Here is a 16,598-nt window from a genome sequence, read left to right as displayed (position 1 = left end):
TCATGAAGGCCTCGGCCGCACAACGCCTCCGTATCTGAGGGGAATTGACGCGTCCGGCGGGTCCGGTCGCGGTACGCGCGAGATCATGACGTTCATGATCCACACCTCGCGTCGCGGCCTCCTCGCCGCCTTCGCCGCCTCCGCGGCCTCCGTCCCGCTCACCGGCCTGGCCGCGGCTCCCGCCCGGGCCGACGCCGCCCCCGCGCCCGTCGATCCCCTCCCGGCACCGGCGGGCCTGACCTCGGCCCGTTCCTCGGTGACCCTGCCCGCGCTGGACGCCTCCTACTTCACGCCGGTGACGCTGGCGTCCCCGCTCGCCGTCTCCGTGCTGTCCGGGACCCCGGCCCGCACGGAGGTCCTTTCGAACGGCAGACGGGTCGCGCTGCTGACCCACGGCGCCCGGACCGTCGTCCTGCCGGGCCCGCGAAGAACGTTCACCGAGAACAAGCGGTCCTTCGTGGACGACTTCCAGCGCACGCTGACGGGCTGGGGCAGCTCGCCGGGCGGCGGCAGCTGGAACACGCTCCCCTCCAGCCCCGACGACTACTCGGTCGTACCGGGCACTGGCCTGATCGCCCTCACCACCACGGGTGTCAGCCGGCACGCCAGTCTGCGGGACGACGAGGTCACCGATCTCGACGTGCGGTCCGTGGCCCGGTTCGACAAGGTGCCCACCGGTCAGGCCTGTTCGTACGGGCTGACCTTCGGCTACCAGAGCACCCACAACAACTACCGGGCCCGGCTGTCCTTCCTGACCACGGGGGCGGTCGAGTTCCGCGTCGAGAAGGAGGTCGACGACGCCGTCACCCAGCTGGCTCCGGCCGTCACGCTGGCGACGGGCAACCCGGCGAACACGGACTGGACGATCCGGGTGCGCCGCGAGGGCTCCCGGATCCGGGCGAAGGCATGGCGTTCCGCCACCGCCGAGCCGTCCACGTGGACCTTCGACGTCGACGACTCGGCCTTCAGCAAGGGCCGGGTGGGGCTGCGCGCCCTGGCCAACACCGGCTGCACCAACCTGCCGGTCACGCTGAAGGCGAGCCGTTTCGAGGTGAGCGCCGCCAACTGGCACACCCCGCCCAGCGTCACCCACGGCGACTGGGTGCGGGTGCTGCCCGAACCCTTCGACGGCACCTGGACGGCCGAGCTGGAGCGGACGGTCCGCGGCTGGGCCGGCTCCACCGTGCCGGACGTGCTCTCCTACGCCGCGATGTTCCTTCCGGGCGCCCCCGCGGTCACCGCCGGGGACGGACCGGCGCAGGGCAGGCAGGTCCTGGGCGAGGCCGGCTACGGCTATATGAACGCGCAGGGATACCGCATGGTGGGCGCCGACTTCCACGAGTACATGGACGTCGGCTGGACCTTCCCCGACGGCGCCTACACCGGACCGTCGAGCAGACAGGTCGGGAATCTCGACTGCTCGGGGTACACCCGCATGGTCTACGGCTACCACATGGGCGTGCCCATGGCCGCGAAGGCGGACACGTCCGGGAAACGGATACCGCGCCAGTCCCGCGACATGGCCGACCACACGCCCGGTGTGCTGATCGACCGGACCGACGGCGTCCGCCCACCGGCCGCGAACCTGCTCCAGCCCGGTGACCTCGTACTGTTCAACGCCGACTCCGGGGACGACGGGGACCCGCGGACCGCCACGGTCGACCACGTGGGGATCTACCTCGGACGGGACGCGGCCGGCAAGCGGCGCTTCCTGTCCAGTCGCAAGACGGTCAACGGGCCCACCATGGCCGACCTGGCCGGCGCCTCACTGCTCGACGGCACGGGTCTGTACGCCGAGTCCCTGCACACCGTGCGCCGCGTCTGAGCCGGCACGTGGGGCCGGGGCGGCCGGATGGCCGCCCCGGCGGGGGGCGTGACCGGCGGAGCCTCGACCCGCGAGGGCGTCCCCGGCGGGGGCGCGACCCGCGAGAGCGTGACCGGCGGGGGCGCGACCCGCGAGAGCGTGACCGGCGGGGGCGCGACCCGCGAGAGCGTGACCGGCGGGGGCGCGACCCGAAGGGGTGTGGCCGCAGGTCGCGGGCGAGCGCGGGTCGGCACCGTGGTCGCGGCCGTCGGGCAGGTCCTGCCGGGCCGCGCGGGCCAGTGTGCGCCGGTCCGGACAGGCACCCGGAGGAAGCACGGGGCGCACATCGACCTCGGCGACCAGGCCGCGTGCGGTCGCCACCCGCCACAGGGACGCGAGCAGGGAGTCGTCGCCGACGAAGGCCGTGGCCGTGCTGGCCGCTCCCCCTGCGTGCCCCAGATAGCGGATGCGGACCGGCTGGACGGGCACCCCGGCGTCGAGGGCGGCCTGGAAGACGGCTCGGTGGAAGGCGCCCTGGGCACGGCCGCACCAGGTGCTGCCCTCGGGGAAGGCGGCGACCGCGGCGCCGGCGCGCAGCTCCCCGGCGATGTGCGCCACCGTCGCGGGCAGGGCGCGCAGCCGGTCCCGTTCGATGAACAGGGCGCCGCCACGCGCGGCGAGCGCGCCGGCCACCGGCCAGCGGCGGATCTCCGTCTTGGCGAGCATCCGGGCCGGGCGGACGGCGGCCAGCAGCGGGATGTCCAGCCAGGAGATGTGGTTGGCGACCAGCAGGAGGCCGCCGGTGGGCGGGGCGGTGCCGGTGATGCGGACCCGGACCCCCGAGGCCCTGACGACCGCCCGGCACCAGCGCCGGACCCAGCCGGCGGGGATCAGCGCGCCGAGCGGTGACAGCACGACCCCGGCGAGTACGAGGGCCGTGACCAGCGTGAGCCGCAGCACGGCGCGCGGTACGGCGGCCCCCGTGGACCCCGTCGCCTCCACGCACGCCCTCGGAGTGCAGGGCGCGCTGGGCAGCCAGAGGCTCATCAGGCCGGTACGAGGGAGAGGAAGTGCCGCAGGTAGCGCGGGCTGACCCGGCGCATCGACAGCAGGACGTAGAGGTCGGCGACCCCGAAGTCGGGGTCGTGCGCGGGTGCTCCGCAGACCTGGGCGCCGAGCCGGAGGTAGCCGCGCAGGAGGGCGGGCAGTTCGGTGCGGGGCGCGGCCGGGAGGTCGACCCGCGGGATCCACGGCAGCAGCGGGTGCACCCGGTGCTCCTCCGGTGCCAGGTTCTTGCCGCGCACCCGCTCCCAGGTGGCGGAGGCGAGGGCGCCGCCGTCGGCCAGTGGTATCGAGCAGCAGCCCGCCAGCCACTCGTGGCCGCGGTCCACCATGTAGCGGGCCAGCCCGGCCCAGATCAGCCCGATCACCGCGCCGTCGCGGTGGTCGGGGTGCACGCAGGAGCGGCCCACCTCCACCAGTCCGGGACGGATCGGGGCCAGCGCGGTGATGTCGAACTCGCCCTCCGCGTACAGCCGTCCGGCGATCGCGGCCCGCTCCGGCGGCAGCAGCCGGTAGGTGCCGACGACCTGTCCGGTGGTCGTGTCGCGCACGAGCAGGTGGTCGCAGTAGGCGTCGAAGGGGTCGACGTCGTACCCCGGCTGCGGGGTGGACAGCAGGGCGCCCATCTCCCCGGCGAAGACGTCGTACCGCAGCCGCTGCGCGGCCCGCACGTCCGCCTCGTCACGGGCGAGGGCGACGGTGTAGCGGGTGGGCGGCGCGGGCTGCGGGGGACTTTCGAGCGTGGAGACGCCGGTCATGTTCTCTCCTGGTCGTGGACCCGGTACGGAAGAGGGACGGCGGACCGGCGGTGCGGTCCGTCGTCCCTGTTCTTCCGATGCCGGTTGGCGTCCACGTGACCTGTGCCGGGAGAACGGATGTGGGGATGTTGAACGGCGCGGGCGGCGCCCCGTCCGGCCGGCCCGCCTGACGCTCCCCTCTGCGTCGAGGACCCGTTCGGGGACCGGGCCGCCCGCCCGCGGCCGGGTCCACGTGGAGAGAAAACCGAGGCGGGGCCGGGGATGAGCACCACTCCCGGCCCCGCCCGTCCGCCCCCTCGGCGAACGTTCTCTGCTGGGCTACCGCTTCGACGCCTTGCGGGTCGCGCGCAGCCACTCCTTGTTCATGCTGGTGATCGACACGAGGGGGATGCCCTTGGGGCAGGCGGTGGCGCACTCCCCGGTCAGGGTGCAGCCGCCGAAGCCCTCCTCGTCCATCCGGGCCACCATGTCCAGGACGCGGGTCTCGCGCTCGGGCGCGCCCTGCGGCAGCACGTTGAGGTGGTTGATCTTGGCGGAGGTGAACAGCATCGCCGCGCCGTTGGGGCAGGCGGCGACGCAGGCGCCGCAGCCGATGCACTCGGCGTGCTCGAAGGCGAAGTCGGCGTCCGGCTTCGGTACGGGGGTGGCGTGGGCCTCGGGCGCGGAGCCGGTGGGGGCGCTGATGTAGCCGCCGGCCTGGATGATCCGGTCGAAGGCCGAGCGGTCCACCACCAGGTCCTTCACCACCGGGAAGGCGGCGGCGCGCCACGGCTCGATGTCGATCGTGTCGCCGTCCTCGAAGGACCGCATGTGCAGCTGGCAGGTGGTGGTGCGCTCGGGGCCGTGCGCGTCGCCGTTGATGACCAGGCTGCACGCGCCGCAGATGCCCTCGCGGCAGTCGTGGTCGAAGGCGACCGGGTCCTCGCCGGAGAGGATGAGCCGTTCGTTGAGGACGTCCAGCATCTCCAGGAAGGACATGTCGGGCGAGATGTCGTCCACCTCGTAGGTGGACATGGCGCCGTCGGCGTCGGCGTTCTTCTGCCGCCAGACGCGCAGGGTGAGCCTCATGCGTAGCTCCGCTGGGTGGGGTGGACGTACTCGAAGACCAGGTCTTCCTTGTGCAGGGTGGGCGCCTCGCCCGTGCCCGCGAACTCCCAGGCCGCCGCGTAGGCGAACTGCTCGTCCCTACGGGCCGCTTCGCCGTCGGGGGTCTGGGACTCCTCGCGGAAGTGGCCCCCGCAGGACTCGGCGCGGTGCAGCGCGTCGAGGCACATGAGCTCGGCGAGCTCCAGGTAGTCGACGACGCGGTTGGCCTTCTCCAGGGACTGGTTGAACTCCTCGCCGGTGCCGGGCACCTTGATGCGCCGCCAGAACTCCTCGCGGATCTGCGGGATGCGGTCCAGTGCCTTGCGCAGGCCCGCCTCGGTTCGGGCCATGCCGCAGAACTCCCACATGAGTTCGCCGACTTCGCGGTGGAAGGAGTCGGGGGTGCGGTCGCCGTCGACGGCCAGCAGCAGGTTGAGGCGGTCCTCGGTCTCGGCGACGGCCTCCTGGACGGCGGGGTGGTCCCCGGTGACGGCCTCCTGGTGCGGGTTGCGGGCCAGGTAGTCGTTGATCGTGGCGGGGAGGACGAAGTAGCCGTCGGCCAGGCCCTGCATCAGGGCGGAGGCGCCGAGGCGGTTGGCGCCGTGGTCGGAGAAGTTGGCCTCGCCGACCGCGAACAGGCCGGGCACGGTGGTCTGGAGGTCGTAGTCGACCCACAGGCCGCCCATCGTGTAGTGCACGGCGGGGTAGATCCGCATCGGCACCTCGTACGGGTTCTCCGCGGTGATCCGCTCGTACATGTCGAAGAGGTTGCCGTACTTCTCCTCGACCTTCTTCCGGCCCATCCGCCGGATCGCGTCGGCGAAGTCCAGGTAGACGCCCTGGCCGCCGGGGCCGACACCGCGGCCCTCGTCGCAGACGTTCTTCGCGGCGCGGGAGGCGATGTCGCGCGGGACGAGGTTGCCGAAGGAGGGGTAGATGCGCTCCAGGTAGTAGTCGCGCTCGTCCTCCGGGATCTCGTTCGGCGGGCGGTTGTCGCCCGAGGCCTTCGGGACCCAGATGCGGCCGTCGTTGCGCAGCGACTCGCTCATCAGGGTGAGCTTGGACTGGTGGTCGCCGGTGCGCGGGATGCAGGTGGGGTGGATCTGGGTGAAGCAGGGGTTGGCGAAGTACGCGCCGCGCCGGTGCGCCCGCCAGATCGCGGTGGCGTTGGAGTTCATGGCGTTCGTCGACAGGTAGAAGACGTTGCCGTAGCCGCCGCTGGCCAGGACGACCGCGTCCGCGAAGTAGGTGTCGATCTTCCCGGTGATCAGGTCGCGGGCGACGATGCCGCGGGCCCGGCCGTCGACGACGATCAGGTCGAGCATCTCGGTGCGCGGGTGCATCTCGACGTTGCCGGCGGCGATCTGCCGGGACAGCGCCTGGTAGGCGCCGAGCAGGAGCTGCTGGCCCGTCTGGCCGCGGGCGTAGAAGGTGCGGGAGACCTGGACGCCGCCGAAGGAGCGGGTGTCGAGCAGGCCGCCGTACTCGCGGGCGAACGGCACGCCCTGCGCCACGCACTGGTCGATGATCTCCACCGAGATCTGCGCGAGGCGGTGCACGTTGGACTCGCGGGCGCGGAAGTCGCCGCCCTTGACGGTGTCGTAGAACAGGCGGTGGATGGAGTCGCCGTCGTTGCGGTAGTTCTTCGCCGCGTTGATGCCGCCCTGCGCGGCGATGGAGTGGGCGCGGCGCGGGGAGTCCTGGTAGCAGAACTGGACGACGTGGTAGCCCTGTTCGGCCAGGGTGGCGCCGGCCGAGCCGCCCGCGAGGCCGGTGCCGACCACGATGACCGTGTGCTTGCGCCGGTTGGCGGGGTTGACCAGCTTGGCCTCGAAGCGGCGCTTGTCCCAGCGCTCGTTGATCGGGCCGGACGGGGCCTTGGTGTCGGCGACCGGCGCACCGGTCGCGTAGTCGGCGTAGGAGGTCATGTCAGCTCACCACTCCGGTCATGACGCCCACCGGGACGGCGATGAAGCCGGCCGTGAGCAGCAGTGCGAGAACGTTGGCGGCGGTCTTCAGGGCACGGTCGCGGGTGCGGCTGCCGACGCCGAGGGTCTGGGCGGCGCTCCAGAATCCGTGCCGGATGTGCAGGCCGAGCGCCAGCATGGCGACGATGTAGATGACGTTGCCGTACCAGGTGGAGAAGGTGTCCACGACGTTCTGGTACGGGTGGCCCGGCTGGAATCCACCGGAGTGCACGGTGCCGGTGGTCAGGTCGAGGATGTGCCAGACGATGAACAGGCCGAGGATGATCCCGCCCCAGCGCATGGTGCGGGTGGCGTAACTGGCCCGGGGCCTGGCGTGCACGTACTTGCTGGGCCGCGCCTTGATGTCGCGGCGGCTGAGCTGGTAGGCGGAGACGGCGTGGGCGACGACGGCGGCCACGAGCACCACGCGGACCAGCCAGAGCGTCCACTCGTAGTGCATGAACGGCTCGCCGAGCGTGCGCAGCCAGTGGGCGTAGTGGTTGAACTCGGCCGCCCCGAAGTAGATCTTCAGGTTTCCGATCATGTGGACGACCAGGTACAGCAGCATGATCAGCCCGCTGACCGCCATCACGGTCTTCTTGCCGACGGTCGAGCCCCACACGGTGCGTGCCATGGACGGCCGTCGGTCCGTCCGCGTTGCCAGTGCCATGTCTCAGCACGCTAGGGCCGAAGGACCCCATCGGTCCAAGACATGGTCCAGCTGGTTTCGATAGGTATTGGCTATGCTGGTCTCGTGCAGTTCCAGCAGCTCCAGTACTTCGTGGCGGTCGCCGAGACCCGGCACTTCACCCGGGCGGCCGATCTGGTGCATGTCGCCCAGCCGTCCCTGTCGCAGCAGATCAAGGCGCTGGAGCGGGAGTTGGGCGCGGATCTGTTCCTGCGGGCGCGGGGCAACATCACGCTCACCGACGCCGGGGAGGCGCTGCTGCCGCTGGCCCGGCGCATCCTCGCCGACGCCGACACGGCGCGGCACGAGGTGCAGGAACTGGTGCAGCTGCGCCGGGGCCGGGTGCGGCTCGGCGCCACCCCGAGCCTGTGCACCGGCCTGCTGCCGGACGTGCTGCGCGCCTTCCACGACCGCTACCCGGGCATCCGGCTGCTGGTCGAGGAGGGGGGTTCCCACGACCTGGTGCGGGAGCTGGCCCGCGGCGCCCTGGACCTGGCGCTGGTCGTGCTGCCGCTGCCGACCCCCTCCCCCGCCCTGACCACGGTGGAGCTGCTGCGCGAGGACCTGGTGGTGGTCTCCTCGCCGGAGGCGTCGGCGCCCGGTGGCCCGGGGCGGCGCTCGGTCGGCATCGCGGATCTGGAGGGCGAGCGTCTGGTGATGTTCCGGCACGGCTACGACCTGCGGGAGCTGACGGTCGCCGCGTGCCGCGCCGAGGGCTTCGAGCCGGACCTCGCCGTCGAGGGCGGCGAGATGGACGCGGTGCTGGGTTTCGTACGGGCGGGGCTCGGGGTGGCCGTCGTCCCGCGCATGGTCGCGACGCGCGCCGGCCACGGTCTGCGGGTCACCCCGCTGGCCCGTCCCGGACTGCATCGCACGATCGCGCTGGCCCACCGCAGCGACGTGGCTCCGCCCAGGGCGGCGAGGGAACTTCAGCGGATGCTGCTGGAGCGGTGACCGTTGAGCGGCCTCCGCGCTTCCGAACGTGCACTTGATTGCCAGTCAGTTTGACTGAGCGTCTGCCCGACTCGACGTCAACTAACATGCGCCGGAGGCGGTTTCCGCGGCCGGTCGAGCACGCAGGCCGTCGACCGGCGCCGCGAGGGCTACCTCGAAGGCCAGGTCCGCGGCGGGCCGCCCCTGCGCGGCGGAGACCTCGTCCCGGGCGTGCACCGCGGCGGTGAACCTGGGCACCTGGGACGAGTCCGGCCCCGGGTCGAACATCGCGGCCGGTGCCACCAGATCCAGCGCCGAACCCAGGACGAACGACTCCACGCCGACCATGACGGGGATGACCGAAGCGGTCGACCATCCCCTCCACGCCGACCATGACGGGGACGACCGAAGCGGTCGGCCATCCGCCGCGCTCAAGACCGGCCACCACCGACTCGTACATCCGCAGGGTGCGGTGCGCACCGGACACCGGCATGGTGGCCGACAGCGAGATGGTCTGCGGATGCGCCGCGGACGCCGCCCGGTAGAGCCGGGTCCAAACGGGTGTCGGCAGGCGCTCGCCCGTGTCGGGCCCACGTCCTGGGGGCCGAGGACCGTGTTCGGCCGCGGGTCCGTTGTCACTGGGCGCGCGGTTCCCCGCGCCCCTGTGGACCCCTTCGGGGCCCCGAGGAACGTGCTCGTCCGCGGGTCCGTCGTGGCTGGGCGCGTTGTTCCCCGCGCCCCTCGGAGCCGTCGGGCGTCGCCGGTTACGTTGTCGCGTCCGCCAGGGCCAGGTCGTGCAGGCGGTCCGGTGGGCCCGGGCGGGCGTAGTACCAGCCCTGGGCGGTGTCACAGCCCAGGACGCGCAGTTGCTCGGCCTGGGCGGCGGTCTCCACGCCCTCCACGGTGACCGCGAGGTCCAGGCTGTGGGCGAGCGCGACGATGCCCTCGACGATCTTCAGGTCGACGGGGTCGGCCGGGAACCGCTGCATGCCCTGGGTGAAGGAACGGTCCAGCTTGAGCACGCTCACCGGCAGCCGGCGCAGGTTGGCCAGGTTGGAGTAGCCGGTGCCGAAGTCGTCCAGGGCGATGTCGACGCCCATCTCGGCCAGCCGGCGCAGCGGCTTGAGCAGGTCGTCGTCGGCGCCGATGAGCGCCGTCTCGGTGACCTCCAGGCACAGCGCGTCCGGCTGCACGCCCGCGCGCTCCAGGATGTCGACGGTGTCCTGGACGAGCCCGGGGTGGGTGAGCTGGCACGGCGAGAGGTTGACGTTGATGCGCAGCGGTCCCTCGGCGCCGTCCCCGCGCGTCTCCCGCCACCGGCGGGCCTGGCGCACCGACTGCTCCATGACCCAGCGGCCCAGCGGGACGATCAGCCCGGTGTGCTCGGCGAGCGGGATGAACCGGTCGGGGCCGAGGACGCCGTGCTGCGGATGCAGCCAGCGCACCAGCGCCTCGGCGCCGCGCACGCTGCCGTCGCCGAGGTGCACCAGGGGCTGGTACTCGATGAAGAACTCGCCCCGGTCGAGCGCGGCCGGCAGCGCCGTGGTCAGTCCGTGCCGGGTGATGGCGCGGGCGTCGGCCTCCGGATCGGCGAGCTCGAAGCGGTTGCCGCCGGCCGACTTGGCCCGGTACATGGTGATGTCCGCGCTGCGCAGCACCTCGGCCGCGCTGCGCTCGCCCGCCGGTCCCTCGACGATGCCGATGCTGCCGCGTACGGCCAGTTCCCGGCCGTCGATGCGGATCGGAGCGACCAGCGCGTTCATGATCCGGGCGGCGAGCTCGTCGACCTCGTGCCGGGTGCCGGGGCCGGTGGTCAGCGCGACGAACTCGTCACCGCCGAGCCGGGCGACCATCTCGCCGGGCGCGGTCGCACAGGCCTGGAGCCGGTCGGCGACCTCGACGAGCAGCCGGTCGCCGGCCGCGTGGCCGAGGCTGTCGTTGATGGTCTTGAAGCCGTCCAGGTCGAGGTAGCACAGGCCGAAGCGCTGGTCCTCACCCGCGTTCAGCGCCTTCTCCAGGCGTTCGAAGAACAGGGTGCGGTTGGGCAGGCCGGTGAGCGCGTCGTGGGTGGCCTCGTACCGCAGTCTCAGATTGAGCAGCCGCCGCTCGGTGGTGTCCTCCATGAGGGCGAGCTGGTACTGCGGGTAGCCGTCGGCGTCGCGGAGCAGGGACACCGTCAGGTTGGTCCACAGAACCGTTCCGTCCGGCCGGTAGAAGGCCTTCTCCACGTGGTAGTGCTCGCGCTCGCCGCGCACCAGCTCCTCGTACAGCCGCCACATCTGCGGGGCGTCGTCGGCGTGGGTCCACTCCCGTACGTTGCGGCCGCGCACGGTCTGCTCGGAGCCGCCGAACATGCGCAGCAGCGCGCTGTTGACCTGGAGGACGTTGCCCTCCAGGTCGGCGATGGCGATGCCTATCGCCGCGCCTTCGAACACGGCGCGGAAGCGGGCCTCGCTGGCGTGCAGGGCCTGGGCGACCACGCCCTGGGCGCGCAGCGCCGCCTGGGCTATCGCCTCCTGCTCGGCCAGTGTGCGTTCGCGCAGCGCCCGCGCGAACCCGGCCGCCATCGAGTGCTGCAACCGCGCGGAGCGGGCCCGCAGGTCCTCCTGGTCGCCGTCCTCACCGCAGTACAGCACCAGGTAGGCGTCGAGGCAGTCCAGGGAGCGGCTGAGCGCCTCGGGCGCGGTGCAGTGCGCGTCGACCAGGGCCGCGCCGACCGCCTCACCCTCCTCCGCGGCGAAGGCCCGGTCCCGTAGCGCCGTGCTCAACCGGCGGGCGAGCGGAAGGAGTCGCTCCTCGAACTCCGGGCGGGTCAGCGACGTCGAGGTCACCGGGAAGACGGCCCGGCTCCAGATCGTCGTCAGTCGGCGCAGTCTGCCCTCCGGCCCGTCCTGTTCCGCGATCACGCCGTACGCCCCACGCCCGCGAAACCGGAGAAGGCATACGGGTCCTCGTCCTCCGGCGCCGTACGCGGCCGCCAGTTCGGCATCGGCACCAGCCCGGGTTCCACCATGTCGTACCCCTCGAAGAACCGCGCGATCTCCTCGCGCGAACGCATGATCAGCGGGTTGCGAATGTCCTTGTACACGTCCACCAGGGACCGGCTCCGCGCCGTGGGGAGCGGGATTCCCTCGTACGCGGCATGGGAGAGGACGAGCAGGCTGCCCGGCGCGAGCGCGTCGCGCAGCTCGGCCACCGCACCGTAGGGGTCGTCCGCGTCCTCCACGAAGTGCAGTATGGCAACGAGAAGCAGCGCGACTGGCCGATTCAGGTCGATCAGCCGCCCCGACTCGGGGCTCGCGAGGATTTCCCCGGGCTTGCGCAGGTCGGCGGCGACCACGTCCGCGTCCTCGTTGCCCGCCAGAACGGCCTTGCTGTGACTGACGGCCACCGGGTCGTGGTCGACGTACAGCACCCGCGCGCGGGGCCGGGCGGCCTGGGCGACCTCGTGGACGTTGCCGAAGGTGGGGATGCCGGACCCGATGTCCAGGAACTGGGTGATGCCCTCCTCCAGGGCGAAGTCCACGGCCCGGCGCATGAAGGCCCGGTTGGCCTGCATGATCTTGGGCAGCCCCGGCATGAACTCCATGGCCCTGCGGGCCGCTTCCCGGTCGACCTCGAAGTTGTGCGAACCGCCCAAGTAGAAGTCGTAGATTCGAGCGACGCTCGGCACCGAGATGTCGATGCTTCGCGGAGCCCAGGCGGGACGCTCCATCCATCTCTCCACTGCGTAGGCGATCCGGTGTTCGAGCTGAGGCTACTGATCGCCCGCCGAACGGGCGAGCGGAAACGGAAATTGACCATCCGTTCCCGGTCACCACCTGCGCTTCCGGCCCGCTCGTCGCACCCGCATCGCGGTGGATTGCCACGATCTGCGCACACGGCGGACCGCCCCCTCCGTGCGGTACGGAGGGGGCGGTCCGGTCTGGAGGGAAAGCAGGGGAAAGCAGGGGGGGAGCAGGGGGGCAGGGGGGAGCAGGGGGAAAGCCGGGGAAAGCGGCCCCTACTGCGGCGCGCCGATCGCCTTCCCGTCGGGGGAGACGGCGAACCATGTGCCGCCCACGCCCTGGCCGTTGACGTCCCCGGGCGCCTCGTCCCCGGAGAAGGTGTAGAGGGGCCAGCAGTTGATGGTCATCTGCTTGACGCCGTCGGGCCGGGTGAAGGGCATCATGCCCTTCTTCAACACGCCCTTGGTGTCGCTGACGGCGACGGGCGCCACGGCCGGCCACTTCTCCAGGCAGGAACCGGTGCAGGCGGAGACCGACTTCGGCCACGCCTGGTCCTTCGAGAAGCGGTAGACCGTCATGCCGTTCTTGTCGACGACGACGTCGCCCAGTTCGGTCTTCTTCACGGACAGGCCCGGCAGGTTCACCAACGAGGCCTTCTTGCCGTCGGGCGCCAGCGCGAACCACTTGCCGTTCACGCCCTGGCCGCTGGTCTCGCCGGCCTTGGTGTCCTTCGCGTAGCGGTAGGCGGGCCACCCGGCGATGGTCAGCTGCTTGGTGCCGTCGGCGCGGGTGACCTCGCCGAGCAGGGCCTTGTCGATTCCGGCGCCGGCCGTGGCGTCGTCGACGGGAACCGGCGGCCAGGCCGTGGCGCAGTCGGCGTCGCAGGTGGACTTGGGGGGCTGGGCCGTGTCCGCGTCGAATCGGTACAGCGTCATCCCGGCGCTGTCGGTGACCACCTTGCCCAGCTCCGCGTTGGCGGAGACCGCGAGTTCCCCGGCGGCCTTGGCGGCAGCCTGCTGACCGTCGGCGCCGTAACCGTTGCCGGTGTCGGCACCGGTGCCGGTGCTCGTCCCGGCGCTGCCGAATCCGCCGGCCGCGGCGGTCGCACCCACGTTCTGACTGCCCGCCGAAGGGACGCTTTCCTGACCGCACGCCGTCGTCAGCGCCAGCACGGCCGCGGCCGCCGCCACGAGTGAGGCGCTCCGCCAGGAGGTGTTCATCGTCAACTCCCCATAATCAAAAAGGTGTTGCAGCGCCCTACTGCGCCGCCGCACGACACTGGGTACGCACGGCACAGGTGGTTGTGTTCAACCGCGGCAGAGATTTCTTTCCGGAACCCGTGACACGTTCCGCGCCACCTCGTACGCGCGTACCCATCGGCGGCGTCGAGCCGGCCCGCCGATCAAACCCTCCGGCCTGCGGCATCCCACCTTCGGGGCAATCCGCGTCCACCGCGGCGTGCCACGGTCCGCGACAGCTCATGATCTTGCTCGTGCAACGACCCGAACCAACGCGATCCGCCCTGGTGCTGCGGGTGTTGGCGCCGGCACTGCTGGCGTGGACGTGTGTGGGCGGAGCCGCCCCGGCCGCGGCCGACGCCTGCGCGTACGCCTCCACGGGCCCGGACGGCACAGAGGCGGTGGCAGTGGCCGGCAGCGGCTCCTGGCCCTCCTTTCCGCCTCTTCCGCCGCCGTGCCCGCGGCCGACGCCGCCGCCCAGCCCGAGTCCCACCCCCACACCGACGCCCACGCCCACACCCACACCGACGCCCACGCCCACACCCACACCGACGCCCACGCCGCCTCCGCCGCCCAAGCCGGAACCGCCGCCGAAGCCGACGCCCACTCCCAAGCCCAAACCCCCGCCGCCCCCACGCCCGGCCCCGGCCGCCCCGCAGCCCCGGCCCACTCCCCCACCGCCCCCACCGCCCGCACCACCCCCGCCACCCGCACCGCCGGCCCCGAAGCCCCGTCCCCGCCCGTCCGTGGCGCCGGTGACCTACCCGCGCCACTACACCCAGCCGCACCGGCCGACACCACGGCGCAGCCCCTCACCCCTCACCTACGTCCTGCTCATCGCGGTACCCGCACTGGCCGCCGTGGCCGCGCTCCGCCCGCGCTGACCCCCTGGAGGAACCCGTTGTCGGAATGGCTTGTTCTCGTTCTCGCGATGCTGGCCGCCTGTGCGGTGGTCGTGGTCATCACCCTCCTTCGGCACCGCACGAAGGCCGTGGACGACGATCCCACCGAGACCCCGGACGTCATCGAGTACATGACCATGTGGATCGGCGTGGTCTACGCCATCGTGCTGGGGCTGGCCATCGCCGGTGTCTGGGAGGCGCGCGTCGCCGCCCAGGACCACGTCCAGGCGGAGGCCCAGGCGCTGCACGAGGTCTCCGAGCGCGTCCGCGTCTATCCGCCCGACGTCCGCGACCGCATCCGCGCCGACGTCGACACCTACGCCGGACACGTCGTGACCACCGAGTGGAAGACCATGACCGACCACGGCCATGTCACCGAGCGGGGCGACGCGCTGCTCGCCCGCCTCCGCGCCGACGTCACCGACTACCAGCCCACATCGGACTTCGAGGCGCAGGCCTACCAGCCACTCGTGGACCAGGTGGCCGCCGCCGCCCAGGCCCGCACCGCACGCGCCGGCTCCATGGGGGCGACGATGCCGGGTGTGGTGTGGTTCGGTCTGATCTCGGGGGGCGTCATCACCATCGGCATGGTGTTCGCGCTCCAGATCCGGCGCACGAAACGGGAGCTGATCCTCGCCGGGCTGTTCTCCGCGCTGATCACCTTCCTCCTCTTCCTGATCTGGGACTTCGACGCCCCCTACAGCCGCGGGGTCTCTGCCACCGCCGGGCCGTTCCTGGACCTGTTCCCCCATCTGACACACTGACGGCCCCGTGTGAATCCCCTGTGCGGCCCAACCGTTGCCCCGTTCGCCCGGGTGCAATCGCGCCGGAGTGCACACCTCCCTAGCGTTTTGGTCAGCGAGGCGCATACCCGGCACAAGCGGAAGAGGTCCGCTGCTGCTCCTCGGGGACCGGAGGACCCACCATGCGCGTAATAGGTGTTGTATCGGCCGCACTGCTGGGCGTCGGCGCCCTCACCTTCTGCGCGCCGGCCGCCGTCGCCAGCGGCGGTGACGGCCGCTCCTACGGCAACGGGGGCGGCGACAGCCGTTCCTACGGAGGCGGAGGCGGAGGCGGTGACGAGGACCGCTACGGCGGCGGGGGCGGCAGCTCCTACGGCGGCAAGGGCCGCTCCGGTTACGGCGGTGACGACGAGGGGAGCTTCGGCGGTCGCGGCGGAGGCGGCGGAGGTGGCGGTTCGGAGCACTTCCGGCACGGCGTCCGCGCGGGCGTGGGCGGGACCGTCGCCGGCTTCGACCTCAAGCAGATCGGCCTGGGCACCGCGCTCATCGGCGGCTCGGTCGGCACGGCGTACCGCCTCTCCCGCCGGCGCACCGGCGAGGAGGGCACCGCCTGACCGTGCCCTCTCCCTTGGGACAGGCCTTCGCCCCGGACCTCTCCAGGTCCGGGGCGAAGGCCTTCCGGCGTACACGGACCAGAGGCGAAGGCCCCGTCGGCAGGAAGACCGAGGGCCCCGCCGGCAGAAAGAGATCCGGCCCCGCACACGAGGGCGGGGGCCGGATCCGGAGTACGGAGCCGTCAGGAGCGCTTGTCGGACCGGCGCCGCATCCAGAGCACGCCGCCGCCGACGGCACCCGCCGCCATCAGCCCGCCGCCGATGGCCATGTCGGCCGGGGTGGCACCGGTGGTGGTGCCGCCGCCCACTCCGCCGCGGACACCGCCGACGACGGTGAAGGCCTCCGGCCGGGTCAGCCGCCGGCCGTTGCAGTCGACCGTGATGTCGTACGTCCCGGGACGGGCGTCGTCGCGGATCGTCACGACACCCCTCGCGCGCTCGCCGACGCCGTCGAACGGCCGCAGCGTCGACCGGGAGAACACGGTCGACGACATGGTCCCGCCGCGGCAGCCGTCGATCGTGACCACCAGCTGACCGCCGCGGGCGATCACGCCGGGCGAGGGCACGATGCTCTGGACGCCACCCGGGCCCTGGCTGCCGCTGAGGCCGGTGCCCGGAGCGACCCCGGAACCGCCACCCGTTCCGACGCCGGGCGCCGCCCCCTCACCTCCCTTGTCACCGAGGCTCCCCAGACCGCCGACGCCCGCGCCCTCGCCTCCCTTGTCAACGAGGCCCCCCAGGCCATTGGGGCCGACGGGGCCAACGAAGTCCCCGCCGAAGTTCCCTCCGAAGCCGCCAACGCCAAGGCCACCACCGGGGAACTCATCGAACCGGTCCCGCCGGCCGCCACCACGGAACTCGTCGAACCGATCCCCCCGGCCGCCACCACGGAACTCGTCGAACCGGTCCCCCCGACCGCCACCACGGAACTCACCGAACCCGCGGAACTCACCGAACCGGTCCCCCCGACCGCCACCACGGAACTCACCGAACCCGCGGAACTCACCGAACCGATCCCCCCGACCGCCACCACGGAACTCACCGAAGCCACGGAACTCACCGAACCGATCCCCCC

The 16,598-nt window shown here is 72.3% G+C and carries 16 protein-coding genes; 6 read left to right on the top strand and 10 right to left on the bottom strand.

The features are described from left to right. Positions 1 to 85 precede the first annotated feature (85 nt). Entirely contained in the window at positions 86 to 1,825 is a 1,740-nt protein-coding gene (locus tag ACFY3J_RS04840; RefSeq protein WP_390840264.1) for an NlpC/P60 family protein, read from the top strand. On the opposite strand, the gene ACFY3J_RS04835 is transcribed toward ACFY3J_RS04840, so the two are convergent. From ACFY3J_RS04835 to ACFY3J_RS04815, 5 genes are all read right to left on the bottom strand, one after another. After that, the gene (locus tag ACFY3J_RS04835; protein WP_390840262.1) at positions 1,766 to 2,851 is read right to left on the bottom strand and encodes a 1-acyl-sn-glycerol-3-phosphate acyltransferase; all 1,086 of its coding nucleotides are present in this window, start codon (positions 2,849 to 2,851) and stop codon (positions 1,766 to 1,768) included. The two genes, ACFY3J_RS04840 and ACFY3J_RS04835, sit on opposite strands and share 60 nt — an antisense overlap. Further along, on the bottom strand, positions 2,851 to 3,624 hold the full coding sequence (locus ACFY3J_RS04830) for a GNAT family N-acetyltransferase (RefSeq protein ID WP_384176727.1): 774 nt from the start codon (positions 3,622 to 3,624) through the stop codon (positions 2,851 to 2,853). Before ACFY3J_RS04830 ends, ACFY3J_RS04835 begins: the two co-directional genes overlap by 1 nt. Positions 3,625 to 3,942: 318 nt before the next feature. Further along, positions 3,943 to 4,692 (bottom strand): succinate dehydrogenase/fumarate reductase iron-sulfur subunit, encoded by a 750-nt coding sequence (locus ACFY3J_RS04825; RefSeq protein ID WP_141355877.1) that lies wholly within the window; start codon positions 4,690 to 4,692, stop codon positions 3,943 to 3,945. Beyond that, positions 4,689 to 6,638 (bottom strand): fumarate reductase/succinate dehydrogenase flavoprotein subunit, encoded by a 1,950-nt coding sequence (locus ACFY3J_RS04820; RefSeq protein ID WP_384176724.1) that lies wholly within the window; start codon positions 6,636 to 6,638, stop codon positions 4,689 to 4,691. Before ACFY3J_RS04820 ends, ACFY3J_RS04825 begins: the two co-directional genes overlap by 4 nt. A gap of 1 nt (position 6,639) precedes the next feature. Continuing rightward, entirely contained in the window at positions 6,640 to 7,311 is a 672-nt protein-coding gene (locus ACFY3J_RS04815; RefSeq protein WP_141355881.1) for a succinate dehydrogenase, read from the bottom strand. Between the two features lie 120 nt (positions 7,312 to 7,431). On the opposite strand from ACFY3J_RS04815, the gene ACFY3J_RS04810 reads away from it, so the two are divergent. Continuing rightward, positions 7,432 to 8,319, top strand: coding sequence for a LysR family transcriptional regulator (locus ACFY3J_RS04810; RefSeq protein WP_384176722.1), 888 nt, complete (start codon positions 7,432 to 7,434; stop codon positions 8,317 to 8,319). Positions 8,320 to 8,400: 81 nt separating this feature from the next. On the opposite strand, the gene ACFY3J_RS04805 is transcribed toward ACFY3J_RS04810, so the two are convergent. Next, positions 8,401 to 8,646, bottom strand: a complete 246-nt coding sequence (locus ACFY3J_RS04805) for a hypothetical protein (protein ID WP_384176720.1) — start codon at positions 8,644 to 8,646, stop codon at positions 8,401 to 8,403. Positions 8,647 to 8,690: 44 nt separating this feature from the next. Between ACFY3J_RS04805 and ACFY3J_RS04800 the strand changes: the two genes are divergently transcribed. Beyond that, positions 8,691 to 8,843: a hypothetical protein gene (locus tag ACFY3J_RS04800; protein ID WP_384176718.1), complete on the top strand. Its 153-nt coding sequence runs from the start codon at positions 8,691 to 8,693 to the stop codon at positions 8,841 to 8,843. Positions 8,844 to 9,062: 219 nt separating this feature from the next. Here ACFY3J_RS04800 and ACFY3J_RS04795 read toward each other — a convergent pair whose 3' ends face one another. From ACFY3J_RS04795 to ACFY3J_RS04785, 3 genes are all read right to left on the bottom strand, one after another. Further along, entirely contained in the window at positions 9,063 to 11,204 is a 2,142-nt protein-coding gene (locus tag ACFY3J_RS04795) for a putative bifunctional diguanylate cyclase/phosphodiesterase (RefSeq protein WP_384176716.1), read from the bottom strand. Continuing rightward, complete coding sequence (locus tag ACFY3J_RS04790; protein WP_390840259.1) at positions 11,201 to 12,013, bottom strand: SAM-dependent methyltransferase; 813 nt, start codon at positions 12,011 to 12,013, stop codon at positions 11,201 to 11,203. Before ACFY3J_RS04790 ends, ACFY3J_RS04795 begins: the two co-directional genes overlap by 4 nt. 288 nt (positions 12,014 to 12,301) lie before the next feature. Beyond that, positions 12,302 to 13,246 (bottom strand): SCO0930 family lipoprotein, encoded by a 945-nt coding sequence (locus ACFY3J_RS04785; protein WP_384176712.1) that lies wholly within the window; start codon positions 13,244 to 13,246, stop codon positions 12,302 to 12,304. 773 nt (positions 13,247 to 14,019) lie between these two features. Between ACFY3J_RS04785 and ACFY3J_RS04780 the strand changes: the two genes are divergently transcribed. The 3 genes from ACFY3J_RS04780 (at position 14,020) to ACFY3J_RS04770 (ending at position 15,523) form a co-directional block, all read left to right on the top strand. Next, positions 14,020 to 14,148 carry a hypothetical protein gene (locus ACFY3J_RS04780; RefSeq protein WP_390840257.1) on the top strand — a complete coding sequence of 43 codons (129 nt, stop codon included), beginning with the start codon at positions 14,020 to 14,022 and terminating at the stop codon, positions 14,146 to 14,148. Positions 14,149 to 14,165: 17 nt separating this feature from the next. Then, complete coding sequence (locus tag ACFY3J_RS04775; RefSeq protein WP_384176903.1) at positions 14,166 to 14,930, top strand: hypothetical protein; 765 nt, start codon at positions 14,166 to 14,168, stop codon at positions 14,928 to 14,930. Between the two features lie 161 nt (positions 14,931 to 15,091). Further along, positions 15,092 to 15,523, top strand: a complete 432-nt coding sequence (locus ACFY3J_RS04770; protein WP_384176710.1) for a hypothetical protein — start codon at positions 15,092 to 15,094, stop codon at positions 15,521 to 15,523. Positions 15,524 to 15,705: 182 nt separating this feature from the next. On the opposite strand, the gene ACFY3J_RS04765 is transcribed toward ACFY3J_RS04770, so the two are convergent. Next, complete coding sequence (locus ACFY3J_RS04765; RefSeq protein ID WP_384176708.1) at positions 15,706 to 16,089, bottom strand: hypothetical protein; 384 nt, start codon at positions 16,087 to 16,089, stop codon at positions 15,706 to 15,708. Positions 16,090 to 16,598: the final 509 nt, after the last annotated feature.

Source organism: Streptomyces sp. NPDC001231 (assembly GCF_042896885.1).
Classification (GTDB): Bacteria; Actinomycetota; Actinomycetes; order Streptomycetales; family Streptomycetaceae; genus Streptomyces.
This window is presented reverse-complemented; position numbering and strand designations above follow the sequence as displayed.

What these genes read in the sequence shown, in the direction of transcription:
- ACFY3J_RS04770 (WP_384176710.1), top strand. Translation starts at nt 15,092, where the DNA reads ATGCGCGTAATAGGTGTTGTATCGGCCGCACTGCTGGGCGTCGGCGCC.
- ACFY3J_RS04820 (WP_384176724.1), bottom strand. Translation starts at nt 6,638, where the DNA reads ATGACCTCCTACGCCGACTACGCGACCGGTGCGCCGGTCGCCGACACC.
- ACFY3J_RS04790 (WP_390840259.1), bottom strand. Translation starts at nt 12,013, where the DNA reads ATGGAGCGTCCCGCCTGGGCTCCGCGAAGCATCGACATCTCGGTGCCG.
- ACFY3J_RS04830 (WP_384176727.1), bottom strand. Translation starts at nt 3,624, where the DNA reads ATGACCGGCGTCTCCACGCTCGAAAGTCCCCCGCAGCCCGCGCCGCCC.
- ACFY3J_RS04825 (WP_141355877.1), bottom strand. Translation starts at nt 4,692, where the DNA reads ATGAGGCTCACCCTGCGCGTCTGGCGGCAGAAGAACGCCGACGCCGAC.
- ACFY3J_RS04785 (WP_384176712.1), bottom strand. Translation starts at nt 13,246, where the DNA reads ATGAACACCTCCTGGCGGAGCGCCTCACTCGTGGCGGCGGCCGCGGCC.
- ACFY3J_RS04835 (WP_390840262.1), bottom strand. Translation starts at nt 2,851, where the DNA reads ATGAGCCTCTGGCTGCCCAGCGCGCCCTGCACTCCGAGGGCGTGCGTG.
- ACFY3J_RS04805 (WP_384176720.1), bottom strand. Translation starts at nt 8,646, where the DNA reads ATGGTCGGCGTGGAGTCGTTCGTCCTGGGTTCGGCGCTGGATCTGGTG.
- ACFY3J_RS04815 (WP_141355881.1), bottom strand. Translation starts at nt 7,311, where the DNA reads ATGGCACGCACCGTGTGGGGCTCGACCGTCGGCAAGAAGACCGTGATG.
- ACFY3J_RS04840 (WP_390840264.1), top strand. Translation starts at nt 86, where the DNA reads ATGACGTTCATGATCCACACCTCGCGTCGCGGCCTCCTCGCCGCCTTC.
- ACFY3J_RS04800 (WP_384176718.1), top strand. Translation starts at nt 8,691, where the DNA reads ATGACGGGGACGACCGAAGCGGTCGGCCATCCGCCGCGCTCAAGACCG.